A 13,716-nucleotide genomic window follows, 5' to 3' on the forward strand; every position below is an offset into this window, starting at 1 on the left:
AAAGTACTATTATTATCTTGTCTTACCTTTATTTACTATTATAATAGTACTACAATTCGACCATATTCCCCTTTTTTTTTTATTTTTTTCATTAAATTAGGCTTATATACCTAAAAATAATTACGTTTTATGGAATTATTTTCATAATAATTTCCATTCATTACACTTCGACATTATTTATAAAACGGTTACATTTTTAGCTTCTGTTACAAATCTTACAGAAGCTCAACATAATTAATAAAAAAACCGCCCTTTTCAAAAAATGGGCGGTTGCTTCTTATGCTTTTTTCGCGCTGAATCCTCTTCCATGCACCTCAGATGCATCCATGACAATAACGAATGCAGAAGGATCGATTGTTTGAACAAGAAGCTTCAACTTAGTGAATTGAGCTTGATCAACGACACACATTAATATAGGACGCTCAAAATCAGTGTATCCTCCGTGAGCAGTAAGCTTTGTGACGCCTCTGTCGATTTTTGTCAAAATTCCTTCTCTTACTTCCTCTTGCTTGTCTGTTATAATCAACGCCATTTTGCTGCTTCCGAATCCAACTTGAACAATATCAATCGTTTTGCTTGTAACAAACAGAGCAAGCAATGCATATAAACCTTGTTCAATACTAAATACAGCCGCAGCTGTGATGACAATTACTCCATCGATTAAGGCAACACTTTTCCCTAATGACATACCGGTATATTTAGTGATAATTTGCGCAGCAAGGTCTGTCCCGCCTGTTGATGCTTTACCTTTAAAAACAATTCCAATTCCAAGGCCGATTCCGATACCGCCATATAATGCAGCAAGCAGTGGCTGGGTTGTCCAAGGCTCCATGTCTTTTGACAAAAAAACGACAAATGGTAAAAACAAAGTGCCGACAAGTGTTTTTATCCCAAAGTTTTTTCCAAGCAAAATCACTCCTGCAATAAACAAAGGGATATTAAATGCCCATTGTACAAAAGCCGGCTCCCAATGAAACAAGCTGGCAGTGATGGTGCTTATGCCGCTGACACCGCCTGAAGCTATATTATTAGGCAATAAAAACAAGTTAAATGATAATGCTACAATAGCAGACCCGATTAATACATAAATATATTCCCGCAAAATGCGACACCTCTTCGAATGATAAATTCTTTTTTATGGTAAATTTCAGCGAGCATTAGCAGTATGTAAATTCTATGAAAAATGCTCTCTATAGGTTTTCCCAAGCAGAGAGTATATCATTCAAACACAGGGGTGTAAATGGTGACTAATTAGCGTGGTAAAGGGATAAAAAGGTTGCTTGTAAAGGCTGCGAGAAGTAAAAAAAGCTATCCTTGTTTTGCTAGGATAGCTTTTTAAAACTAGTAACCTTATAAAATAAAAATCCAAAATACAATGGCCAGTCCAAAACGATAAAAAGCAAAAGGCACCAATCTAATTTTATTAATTAAGCGCAGGAAGAATTTAATAGCAATCAGCGCGACCATAAATGCTGTCACAAAGCCTGCTGCAAATACGGGAATGTCCTGTACTCCTAAACTGTTCCAGCTTTCAAGCAAATCCTTTGCTGATGCGGCAAACATAATAGGAACTGCCATAATAAATGTAAATTCTGAGGCTGTTTTATGATTCATTCCAGCAAGCAATCCGCCTGAAAGGGTTGCTCCAGAACGGGAAAAACCCGGCACTAATGCAAAGCATTGAAAAAAACCAACAGTCAATGCTTGTCTGTATGTAACTTGATCGAGTGTTTTCGCCGTTGCAGTTGGTTTGAACTTTTCAGCTGCCAGCATCAGCAACCCTCCAATAATTAAGGTAATAACCACTGTCGCTGGACGAAAAAGTACATCTTTAATGAAATCATAAAGCAGCACACCACCAACACCGAAGGGAATAATGCCGACTGCTATGTGAAAAAAGCTGAGCGTTCCTATACTTTCAGAGTCCTGAAACCTCTCCAATCCTAATATGCTTAAAATCCTTTTCCAAAATACAAAAATCACGGCAAGAATGCTGCCAAGCTGAATAATAATTTCAAAGGTTTTAGCACTGCTGCCTGTAAAGTCCAACAGATGACCTGCTAAAATTAAATGACCTGTTGACGATACAGGAGCGAACTCCGTCAATCCTTCTACTATACCCATGATAATAGCCGTTAATATCTCCATAAACACCTCCAGATATATATATATTTTTGCGATCAACTATTTATACTAAAAAAGTGAATGGATGCTTATCCATTCACTTCATAAAGATATATCTTCCAATAGCCTGTTTTTGTTTCAAATGATTTCTCAAACGTTAAATTATTATCTTTTGCATTTTCAATTGGCAGTGCTGATAAGATATATTGACCGCCCATTTTTTGCAGCTGATTTGTATTTAAGCTTAAATTCTTAATACTTTTTTTAGAATGCTTAGAAAACTGATATTTTTTACCGAGCTCGTCAACAAATATGTAACAGCGTCCGCCCCAGTAATCATAATATTCCCTTAGCGCCTTATTCTTGTTAAGCTCAGGCTCAATGATTTTCCTGAATTCTTCTTTATAGCTTAATGGATAAATATTGCTATATGAATCAAGGGTATAAAAGCCATTGTACTGGGCAACATTAGGGTGCATCCCTATACTTACAACTCTGAAAGAGTCCAATGGCTTGTTTATGTATTCCTTTATTTCTTTAAACTCATCTTCCGCAAAATATTGCGCATAGCTTGGCTGATTTTTATATTTGATTTCTTCATTGTTAGGTATTAATACAAACAGCTGTGCAGCAATTAATGCATACACTACATATTTTAAGCGCCCACCTTTGTCCCAAATCATTTTCAGTGACAAAGCAAAAAGCACATAAATAATCATTGGCCGCAAGTAATGGAATCGCCCGAAGTTAAAGCTTGTCAAAAGGCTGACACGCTCCTTCAGCGGCTGCCATCCTTCAAAAAACCAAAATGCATACCAAGTAGATAGGACGAGGTTTAGTATATGCAAGAAAAGGAATAACCGGTTGTCTTTCGCCTGCTTTTTCATAAGCACCCATATTAAACAAAGAATAGTGAGCGGCATAATAATGAATTGGGAGATGGTCCTGTCTTGATTATGGCTAATCACATAGTTCTTTACAAGAAGACGCAATGTCTGGAATATATCAAGCTTGGACTGATAAAAGACATCTCTGTTTGTTAACTCACTAGAAGCAGGTGCTATCATAGAGATAACTAATCGATAATCAATAACTAAATAGATTGCTAGCATATATACGATGGATAATAAGAAAACGAAATTCCATTTCTTCGTTTTAAAGAGATCGTACAACCATAGTAAACCGACAAATGTTAGAAAGTAAAAAAAGCCGATTACAAAGGTGGAGAAAACCGGCAGAAGTGTCAGCACTAAATAGTTCTTCCAATTGCGCTCTCCCTTCCTAATATTAAGGAAGCTCCATAATGCTAACGGCATTCCGAGTATGCTCAGCATACCTGATGGCCAGTAAGGCGTTAGTGCGAAAGTCAACGCTGCACCGATTGTAATTAAGTATGGATTTGAATTTTTAAATACATGTTTTTTCAGGAGAAGATACATTCCTAAAAAGGCAAAAAAACGGGTAATCGCCTGACTCAATCCATATGCGACTACAGGCGGCAATATGTTGAAAAGAAATACCATCCCATAGTATTCGGAATAGTACGTATCCCGAGAAAACTCACCGTTCATTATCTGCTCCATTGGTGTATTGACAGGAGCAAACATATTGCCACTGTTTTTCAGGACTTCATACCAGCCGAGATTAGAATCAAGATTATCATGCATACGCATATGCGCCTGTCCGTTCAGGATAAAATAGGGTAATACCCATAAAAAAACAATTAATAATGCCACTGCTAGGAAGAATTTTTCCTGCTTACTTTTTTCTGTTACGTTAATCATTTAACACTCCCAGGAACTTGTTGATATTTAGGTGAAAACACAAGATACTTCTGCCCAAAATAATTTAAAATCGTGTACATTCCGCTTCCAAAAAGGACCGCTATCACTTCTACATATTCCACAAGCAGCGGTGATTTACCAACGGTTTCCTCCACTAGCACCAATCCTAGCTTATAGGAAATGAAATAGGATGCCAGTATAACAATAGCAAACCGAATACTGCTTCCTACGAATCTAGCATTACTTTGAAAGGTAAGATTTTTATTAAGCATATAGCTTACAGCTGCACCTACTAAGTTGCCGATAAAGGTTGAGCTCCAATAGCTGAAATGGAACAGCAGCAGACAGGCATACATAATCGATAGCCCAACTGCTGTGTTAATCAGCCCAACGAGCAAAAACCGTATGAAAGAAGAGCGCAGCATTACACATGCACCTTCGATTTAACAGCATTAGCTTGTTTGTTTCTGCACAAATTATCCTCGATGATATAACGTGGACGCTGTTTAACTTCCTCGTAAATTTTTCCGATATACTCCCCTATGAGACCAATGCTCATCAATAAAAGGCCACCAATCAGCCATAGAGAAATCATTAAGGACGCCCATCCAGATTCTGTTTCACCGATGATTTTTTGCACAAGCACATAGCCTCCTGCCATTATGCTGATAATAGACGATAAAAAACCTATTAAAGTGATAAAGCGAATCGGTTTAACACTGAAGGATGTGATACCGTCTAAAGCAAATGCAAGCATTTTTGCAATTGGGTATTTTGATTCTCCAGCCTCTCGGGCTTTGCGCTCATAGTATACCTTCGCCGTCTTAAAACCAAGCAAGGGAACTACCCCTCTTAAAAACAGATTAGATTCCTTGAACTTAAGCATCTCTATCAGCGCCCTTTTGCTTAACAGACGATAATCGGCATGGTTATATACTAGCGATAATCCCATTTTCTCCATCAGGCGGTAAAAGCCTTGTGCTGTACTTCGTTTGAAAAAGGTATCTGTTTCCCTTTTGCTTCTCACACCATACACAATTTCACAGCCGCTCAAGTACTTCAGCACAAATTCTCTAATCACACTAGTATCATCCTGCAAATCTGCGTCAATGCTAATAACGCAATCAGAAAATTGAACAGCTTCCTCAAGCCCTGCAAGCAATGCCCGCTGGTGACCGAAGTTTCGCGACAGTTTTAACCCGCTTACAAGCTTATCAAAATGTGTCGCACTCTCGATTTTTTCCCATGTGGAATCCTTGCTCCCATCATCGATGAAGAGCAATTGGCTCTTGGAACTTACAAGACCTTCGGAAATTAGGGAAGTAAGTACCTTTTTTAGTTGAAAATATGTATGCTCGAATACTTCCTCTTCGTTATAACAAGGAACAGCAATCGTTAATACAGCCTCTTTCATTTCATAACCTCTTTTCTTAAAATAACCAATTACTATAAGAATCTCTAAATAATTCCATTAATATACCTATAAACGAAATTTACAGCAAAAAGTTTCATTTTTCCCTTAAAAAGTAAATTAATTAAGAATTTGGAATATTTTCACGGCAACTTCATGCCCTCCTTACCAACATAATGACTTAAAAAAATTATACGTTACAATTCCTTGCCCAAATGCATACTTGGCAAAACTTTACCAAAATTAAATAATCACTTCATAATTAATTACCTATTGCGAGTATTCTTAAACACAAAAAACGCCATCACTTGTTGTGATGGCGTAAATGTTATTCTGCAATGCTTAGCTTTGAACGCAAGTATGCATTTATGAAGAGGTCGATGTCTCCGTCCATAACGGATTGTGTGTTACCTACTTCTGTGTTTGTACGGTGATCTTTGACAAGAGAGTATGGATGGAATACGTAGGAACGAATTTGGCTGCCCCAACCGATATCCTTTTGCTCGCCGCGAATTTCTGCAAGCTTCTCTTCCTGTTCTTCGATCTTTTTCTGGTATAGCTTTGCTTTTAGCATTTTCATAGCAGTCTCCCTGTTTTTAATCTGAGAGCGCTCTGTTTGACAAGACACGACTACTCCTGTCGGGATATGTGTAATACGAACAGCGGAGTCTGTTGTATTAATATGCTGTCCACCAGCACCGCTTGCTCGGTACGTATCAACCTTCAAATCCTCTGTACGGATTTCAATTTCAATCTCATCATTGAATTCTGGCATAACTTCACAAGATACGAAGCTCGTATGGCGGCGTCCAGATGAGTCAAATGGCGAGATGCGGACAAGTCTGTGTACACCTTTTTCTGCTTTTAAATAACCGAAAGCATTATGACCTTTAATCGCTAACGTTACACTTTTAATCCCAGCTTCATCACCTGGCAGATAATCCAAAGTTTCCACTTTGAAGCCTCTTTTCTCTGCCCAGCGTGTGTACATGCGCAAAAGCATACTGCCCCAGTCTTGTGATTCTGTTCCGCCTGCACCTGGGTGCAGCTCTAAAATAGCATTGTTTTTATCATAAGGCTCACTTAACAGCAAATTCAGCTCAAACTGGCTTAAGCTACTCACTAAATCAACCAGTTCTTCTTCCAATTCACTGCGCAATTCAGCGTCATCTTCTTCTTTAACCAATTCATAAGTAAGTTCCAGGTTTTCAAATGTTTCTGTCAGCTTATAAAATTCATTAACCTGGTCTTTTAAACCATTGCTTTCAGAGATAACTGTCTGTGCCGCCTGCTGGTCATTCCAGAAGTCAGGATGCAGCATTTCATCTTCCAAATGAGCAATTCGTGCCTCTTTGTTATCTAAGTCAAAGAGACCCCCTAAAGTTTTCTAGTGTTACATTTATCTTCTCTAATTCGTTGCGAATATCTGCTAATTCCATTTATCTGTCACCCTTTTTAAAAATTATAGTTCAAAACAGCATACACTTGCTGCTTCCTTCTAGTATTATATGGCTTTTCAAGAAAAATTGCATGCTTTCCTTTCCGAAAGGTGTTTTGCTTAAACTTGACTCTGTATTCAAGCATTTCCAATCTTCATGAAGATATACAATTCCTTTGACTAAGAAAGACCTGCCTCAAAGCAACAGGAGAGGCAGGTCCTTTCATTTATTATAAATTAGCTCCGTGGCAATTTTTATACTTTTTGCCGCTGCCGCAGAAACAAGGAGCGTTTCGGCCAACATCAAGCTTTTTCATAACCGGCTTTTTCTTTGGCTTCTTTTCGCCCTCTTCTTTCGGATTAACTGCTTGTCCCTTCATTACTTCTTCCCTTTGAAGGTTTTCACGGATTTCCGCTTTCATGATGTACTTAGCAACATCCTCTTCAATGGATAAGACCATTTGTTCAAACATCGCAAATCCTTCTGATTGGTACTCGCGAAGCGGATCGATTTGTCCATATGCACGAAGATGGATACCTTGACGCAGCTGATCCATTTGGTCGATATGGTCAATCCATTTGCTGTCAACAGCACGGAGCACGATAACTTTTTCGAATTCTCGCATTTGTTCTGTTGTAAGCTTCTCTTCTTTCTCATCATAGTGGCGCAATACCTTTTCCATGATTGTTTCAACGATTTCATCGCCATCTTTGCCGCGAATATCATTTAGCTCCAATTCACCTTCTTGAAGCAGATTTCCGTTGGCATAATCAAGGACTGCCTGCAGATCCCAGTTTTCCTGATCTTCACTGTCCGGTGTATGTGCCGCCACATGGCGTTCTAAGGATGATTTAATCATCGCTTCTACAATGGTACGAAGATTTTCACTTGTCAGCACTTCATTACGCTGTGCATAGATAATTTCCCTTTGCTGGCGTAGTACATCATCATATTGAAGAAGCTGTTTCCGTGAGTCGAAGTTGTTTCCTTCCACTCGTTTTTGAGCTGATTCAACAGCCCTTGAAACCATTTTACTTTGGATAGGCTGGGAATCATCCATGCCTAGTTTTGACATCATTGCCTTCATTCCGTCAGATCCGAAACGTCGCATCAATTCATCTTCCATAGAAAGGTAGAATTGAGTAACACCAGGATCCCCTTGACGTCCGGAACGTCCACGCAGCTGGTTGTCAATCCGTCGGCTTTCATGGCGTTCTGTACCGATTACAGCCAAACCGCCGACATCCTTGATTCCTTCTCCTAATTTAATGTCCGTACCGCGTCCTGCCATGTTAGTTGCGATTGTAACAGCGCCCTTTTCACCGGCAGTGGCGATGATTTCCGCTTCTCTTTCATGGTTCTTCGCATTCAAGACGTTATGAGGAATGCCTTTTTTAGAAAGATACTTCGAGATGATTTCAGATGTCTCAATCGCAACTGTACCGACTAGAACAGGCTGTCCATTTTTATGTCTTTCTGCAATATCCTCCACAACAGCTCTGAACTTGCCGTCCATTGTTGCATATATCAAATCAGCGCGGTCATCACGGATGATATCTCTGTTTGTAGGGATGACAACAACACTCATATTATAAATATTGCGGAATTCCTCTTCCTCAGTTTTTGCAGTACCAGTCATCCCGGCAAGCTTTTCATACATGCGGAAGTAGTTTTGGAATGTGATTGTCGCAAGTGTCATGCTTTCATTCTGGATTTCAAGATTTTCCTTAGCTTCAATCGCCTGGTGAAGTCCGTCACTGTATCGGCGGCCCTTCATAAGACGGCCTGTGAATTGGTCAACGATGACAATTTCGCCGTCCTGCACAACATAATCAACATCCTTATGCATGCTCGCATGTGCTTTAAGGGCTTGTGTGATATGGTGGTTAATTGCTACATTGCTGACATCAAACAGGTTTTCAATTTGGAAAACTCGCTCTGCCTTGCTCATCCCTTCTTCTGTAAGCTGAACACCCTTCGTTTTTTCATCGTAAGTATAGTCTTTCTCTACCTTTAGACTGCTCACAAAAACATTTGCCCGCACATACAGCTGTGTCGACTTCTGAGCAGATCCGGAGATAATCAACGGTGTTCTCGCTTCATCTATCAGAATGGAGTCAACTTCATCGATAACAGCATAGTATAAAGGTTTTTGAACCTTTTGCTCATTGTAAAGGACCATGTTATCGCGAAGATAATCAAAGCCGAATTCATTATTTGTTCCATACGTAATATCAGCATTATATGCTGCCTGCTTTTCATCTCTTGATAAACCGTTTAAGTTCAAGCCGACAGTTAAGCCAAGAAACTCATACAGCTGTCCCATCTCAGCAGCATCACGTGACGCCAAGTATTCATTGACTGTTACAACATGAACGCCTTTGCCGGAAAGTGCATTCAAGTAAACAGGCATTGTCGCAGTTAAAGTTTTACCTTCCCCTGTCTTCATCTCAGAGATGTTTCCGTCATGAAGGGAAGCTCCCCCCATTAACTGTACAGGATACGGGTATAATCCAAGCACACGTTTTGCAGCTTCCCTCACAACTGCAAAAGCCTCAACAAGCATATCATCGAGCGTTTCACCTTTTTGGTAGCGCGCTTTAAACTCTTCTGTTTTTGCTTTTAGCTGCTCATCGCTTAATGCTGCCGTTTCACTCGCCAAAAGCTCTACCTTTTCTGCAATCTTTGTAAGTTTCTTTATATCGCGCTTATTCTGATCAAAAACCTTATTTAAAATACCAAGCATTAAAAAACGCTCCTTTATTATTGTAATGAGAGATTCTATTTAAAAACTATCATTTGGTTATTATATCAATAGCATAAAAGCTAGTTTATTTAAGCAACTATAGCATATTCATTGTTCATTAAAATCTCATGAAAATGAAGTGACTGTTTTGTAAACACCCTATAAAAAGGATACCATTAAATATATGTAGCTGCACTAGTATTTTCCTATATATATTACCATTTCCGCAATAGAGTGACAACTTTCGTCTGAAGGAAAGATGGAATAGACTAGAAGGGGTTATAAATATGACTTTGTCCTAAAAGCAAAATTCATTATATTAAGAAAATCAACATTTTTTATAGTACTTCATAACCTTTCTCGATTCATTTAAGTAGCGCATGAACCGGTATGGCTTGCTGATCACCCTTATTGGGAGTCTAGCGATAAATCGGCTCAAATCCTGTTTATATTCTTCAGTAATTCTACTCGGCTTTGTTGCGATATGCTCAAACAGTTCCTTGTAGAATTCCCTCATGATATTAACCTTCATGCCTGCTTCATATAAACAGGAATGACATTTGACGCTCGTTATTTCTTCATTTATATAAACAACATCATGAAGACTTTCATTATTGCAGTGTGTACAAAACAAGTTTGCTTCCATTACAGACCTTTTCATTGCCGCTCACACCCCTTGAAAATGAAATTGACACCTAGTAAGAAGATATTCTGGACCCACACTTATTATCTAATATTTATCTATAATACTTTCGCTCATTATATCAAACACTCCTCTTGATTGCAGGAGTATTCAAGTAATTGCCATAATATTATCGCAAAATACTGCGATTTTAAAAAAAGCTTCGTATTTAAACAGAAAAAACCTGCAGTTATATCCTGCAGGTTTCCTTCTTGCTGCTATACGTTTATTTTGCTTCAATAAGCCCGTACTTGCCGTCTTTTCTTTTATAAACGATATTTGTTGAGTTAGTTTCCGCATCAGTGTAAACAAAGAAGCTGTGACCAAGAAGATCCATTTGTAAAATGGCTTCCTCACTGTCCATCGGTTTTAAATTAAAACGCTTCTGGCGGACAATTTCCATCTCGTCCTCTTCTTCCTGAAGTGCTGCTGCACTAGGCTCATCTGCACCGAATAAAGTGTTCAGATTGCCTTTTTCACGCTGCTTGCGGTTCACTTTCGTTTTATGTTTTCTGATTTGACGTTCCAATTTATCAACAATCAAATCAATTGCTGCATACATGTCCAAGTGATCTTCTTCTGCTCTAAGCACAAGCTGGGACATCGGTATTGTTACTTCCACCTTTGCAGTCTTATCATTGTAGGTTTTTAAATTCACATTGACATTTGCATCTGGCGTCTCGGAAAAATATCTTTCCAATTTAGAGATTTTCTTTTCTACATATTCTCTTATTGCTGGAGTTACCTCAATGTTTTCTCCTCTAATGTTGAAATTCATAAGTTACTCCTCCTTTTGTATTCCAGTGCAAGTCTTATTGTTCCCCTCGCAGCTTTAAAACTATGCGAGTAATGAACTTTTTGACTATACATTATATTTCTCGTTTACCCTTCCACATTCCTGCAAAAACTTTTAGAAAATTCGACAAATTTGTGAACAAATAAAAAACTGGCTGTTTTTTTAAAAAAGTTTACGGCAAATTTTTCATCTGCTTTTTTAGACAAATTTTTCAAGAGAATCTTTATCAATATAGCAACTGCCATTTTTCTAAATATCCCTTTTTTTATTCACACTTTTTCATTTCAAGCAGACGCAAGCATGGCGGACATGTTCTTCTCCATAAATAAACATAGTCTTTACTAGCTTTTCGTATCCTGCTTTTGGACTAAATTCTATTTTAGAACAATCTTTTACAATTTTTTTGATATAACTTGGTTTTAAAAAAAAATAGCTGGGGTAATTAAAAACTACATGAAACAAGCCAATAACTTCTCAAAAAAAAGAACTGTACCTCTTCAAAATATAAATAAATATTCGAATTTTGTCGGTAGTTGACAGAAAACATCTAATTATTTTAATTGTTAAAGTAATTAAAATCTAATAGAATTACGTCTATATGAATGGCCAAGGAGGAAAACAACATTGAACAACATGAAAGTATTAACTGAACTTCCAGAGGAACAGCATAACAGCATTGAAGCTGAAGAAGAGCATGAGTACTACTACAAATTATGGGAAGATGACCGCTTATAATACTTCATCTAAACATCAATCTGAAAACGAATACAGGAGGGTTATCATGAAAAAACAATGTATCGCCATGCTTTTAGCCGGTGGAAGAGGAACGAGATTAAAGAAACTGACAGATCATCTAGCGAAACCAGCAGTACCGTTCGGTGGAAAATACCGAATCATCGACTTCACTTTAAGCAATTGCCGGAATTCTGGCATTGATACAGTTGGCGTGCTGACACAATACCAGCCTCATGTATTGCAAAATTATATTGGAGATGGAAAAGAATGGGATCTTAACAGAAGAGACGGCGGTCTTTCCATCCTGCCTCCGTACCAATGCGATACGGAAGAACGCTGGTATGAAGGAACTGCACATGCCATTTATCAGAACACTCCCTTCATTGAACAGTATGACCCAGAGCATGTTTTGATTATTTCTGGCGACCATATCTATAAAATGGATTATGATCTAATGCTGAAACAGCATATCGAGACAAATGCTGATGCAACGATTTCTGTTACAGAAGTACCGTGGGAAGAAGCAAGCCGTTTCGGTATCATGAATACAGAATCTTCAGGCAATCGTATCAGTGAATTCGAAGAAAAGCCAGAAGATCCAAAGTCAAACCTAGCTTCTATGGGTGTATACATCTTCAAATGGAAAACCCTCAAAGCTTACTTGGAAAAAGAAGAAAACAATCAAGACAGCTGCAAGGATTTTGGAAAAGACATTATCCCCGCAATGCTGCATGACAATTTAAAACTCCACGCATACCAATTCAAAGGCTACTGGAAAGATGTCGGCACAATCGACAGCTACTGGGAAGCCAATATGGATCTGCTTGAAAAAGAATCCAATATCTTCTTAAAAGATAAGGAATGGAATGTCTACACTGTAGAACAATCCCATCCGCCAGTATATCTTGATGACTCTTCAGCTGTGAAGCATTCATTAATCAGCGAAGCATGTGAAATCTACGGAACAGTAGAAAACTCTGTCATCTTCCATGGAGTAACGATTGGGAAAGGCGCTGTCATTAAAGACTCTGTACTTCTGCCAGGAGCAGTTGTTGGGGAAAATGCAGTTGTTGAACGCGCAGTCGTTTCATCCAATGTAGAAATCGATGCCTATTCTGTCATTAAATCGAGCAAGCCCTACGATCCCATCGCCTTGATCGGTGAAAATGTCGTTAATGATAAGAAGCATCATGAGCTTTCGAGAGTGATCTAAATAAAATAAAAACCATTCACTTAAAAAAGTGAATGGTTTTTGTGATGTTATTTTCTTTTATCATAATAAATGCCATCTGTTTGCAGAGACTGATACGGATTGACATACTTCTGATTAGAAGCTTTTTTATGCTTTAATTCTTTAATATCTTGCTGAATGTTTTTCTTTTCCGCTTCAAGGAGCCCTAACAGCTCCTTATCCTGCTGAAGAAGGGCTTGACCCAGCTTCTTCTCCACTTCTGTTTTAGGTGTTTTCAAAAGCGTAAGCGTCGCCTGCCTTTTATTAAGAAGGTTATTGATTTTATCAGTATCCTTTTCTGGTTCACCCTTTAAGTGGTCAATCAGCTCTGCAGTAACTGCATAGCATTGCTTGATTGCTTCCATTAAACTTGCCCGCCAGAAGCATATTGTTTTTGACGGTTAATCTGGATAGCCTCTTTCCATGTATCTCGGAATTCTGTCAACAGAAATTCTACATCCTCCAGAATTTTGATGTCACTCACAATATTAGCTTTAATCAGCTGACGGTTCATGAAATCATATAAAGACATAAAGTTTTTAGAAATTGGAATTTCCATATTCAATGTCACCATCAGTTCTTGGATAATGTTCTGCGCCTTTTGAATATTTAAGTTTCTCGTCGCAATATCATTATTTTGGATGGCATTTTTGGCTAAACCGATGAATTTCAGGCAGCCATTATAAAGCATAAGCGTTAACTCGCCTGGTGAAGCTGTATTAACTGAATTCTGTTTGTATGATTGATACGGATTAGTAGTTGCCATTT

At 38.4% G+C, this 13,716-nt stretch carries 12 protein-coding genes; 1 reads left to right on the forward strand and 11 read right to left on the reverse strand.

Annotated elements, in window-relative coordinates; genetic code table 11:
- Nucleotides 1-277: 277 nt before the first annotated feature.
- From L8T27_RS16745 to hpf, 9 genes are all read right to left on the reverse strand, one after another.
- On the reverse strand, nt 278-1,102 hold the full coding sequence (locus L8T27_RS16745) for a YitT family protein (protein WP_245399891.1): 825 nt from the start codon (nt 1,100-1,102) through the stop codon (nt 278-280).
- A gap of 248 nt (nt 1,103-1,350) precedes the next feature.
- Complete coding sequence (bacA, locus tag L8T27_RS16750) at nt 1,351-2,148, reverse strand: undecaprenyl-diphosphate phosphatase (RefSeq protein WP_237941919.1); 798 nt, start codon at nt 2,146-2,148, stop codon at nt 1,351-1,353.
- A 65-nt stretch (nt 2,149-2,213) separates the two neighbouring features.
- Entirely contained in the window at nt 2,214-3,908 is a 1,695-nt protein-coding gene (locus tag L8T27_RS16755) for a DUF6044 family protein (RefSeq protein ID WP_237941920.1), read from the reverse strand.
- Entirely contained in the window at nt 3,905-4,333 is a 429-nt protein-coding gene (locus L8T27_RS16760; RefSeq protein ID WP_233318455.1) for a GtrA family protein, read from the reverse strand. Before L8T27_RS16760 ends, L8T27_RS16755 begins: the two co-directional genes overlap by 4 nt.
- Complete coding sequence (locus L8T27_RS16765; RefSeq protein ID WP_233318453.1) at nt 4,333-5,322, reverse strand: glycosyltransferase family 2 protein; 990 nt, start codon at nt 5,320-5,322, stop codon at nt 4,333-4,335. Before L8T27_RS16765 ends, L8T27_RS16760 begins: the two co-directional genes overlap by 1 nt.
- A 325-nt stretch (nt 5,323-5,647) precedes the next feature.
- Nucleotides 5,648-6,758, reverse strand: a protein-coding gene (gene prfB / locus L8T27_RS16770) for a peptide chain release factor 2 (protein ID WP_233318444.1) whose coding sequence is annotated in 2 segments (ribosomal slippage) — nt 5,648-6,685 and nt 6,687-6,758 — 1,110 coding nt in all. Because the reading frame shifts where the segments join, the coding sequence is not laid out codon by codon here.
- Nucleotides 6,759-6,987: 229 nt separating this feature from the next.
- Nucleotides 6,988-9,504 carry a preprotein translocase subunit SecA gene (gene secA / locus L8T27_RS16775; protein ID WP_233318442.1) on the reverse strand — a complete coding sequence of 839 codons (2,517 nt, stop codon included), beginning with the start codon at nt 9,502-9,504 and terminating at the stop codon, nt 6,988-6,990.
- 328 nt (nt 9,505-9,832) lie between these two features.
- Nucleotides 9,833-10,165 carry a bh protein gene (locus L8T27_RS16780; RefSeq protein ID WP_233318440.1) on the reverse strand — a complete coding sequence of 111 codons (333 nt, stop codon included), beginning with the start codon at nt 10,163-10,165 and terminating at the stop codon, nt 9,833-9,835.
- Between the two features lie 247 nt (nt 10,166-10,412).
- Nucleotides 10,413-10,964 carry a ribosome hibernation-promoting factor, HPF/YfiA family gene (gene hpf / locus L8T27_RS16785; protein ID WP_233318439.1) on the reverse strand — a complete coding sequence of 184 codons (552 nt, stop codon included), beginning with the start codon at nt 10,962-10,964 and terminating at the stop codon, nt 10,413-10,415.
- A gap of 799 nt (nt 10,965-11,763) precedes the next feature.
- Between hpf and L8T27_RS16790 the strand changes: the two genes are divergently transcribed.
- Nucleotides 11,764-12,930, forward strand: a complete 1,167-nt coding sequence (locus L8T27_RS16790; protein WP_233318437.1) for a glucose-1-phosphate adenylyltransferase — start codon at nt 11,764-11,766, stop codon at nt 12,928-12,930.
- 47 nt (nt 12,931-12,977) lie between these two features.
- Here L8T27_RS16790 and fliT read toward each other — a convergent pair whose 3' ends face one another.
- Together fliT and fliS are read right to left on the reverse strand one after the other, a co-directional pair.
- Entirely contained in the window at nt 12,978-13,313 is a 336-nt protein-coding gene (gene fliT, locus L8T27_RS16795; RefSeq protein ID WP_237941921.1) for a flagellar protein FliT, read from the reverse strand.
- Complete coding sequence (gene fliS, locus L8T27_RS16800; protein WP_233318433.1) at nt 13,313-13,714, reverse strand: flagellar export chaperone FliS; 402 nt, start codon at nt 13,712-13,714, stop codon at nt 13,313-13,315. The genes fliT and fliS overlap by 1 nt, the downstream gene beginning before the upstream one ends.
- Nucleotides 13,715-13,716 lie beyond the last annotated feature (2 nt).

It is taken from the genome of Niallia sp. Man26 (assembly GCF_022049065.2).
GTDB lineage: Bacteria > Bacillota > Bacilli > Bacillales > Cytobacillaceae > Niallia.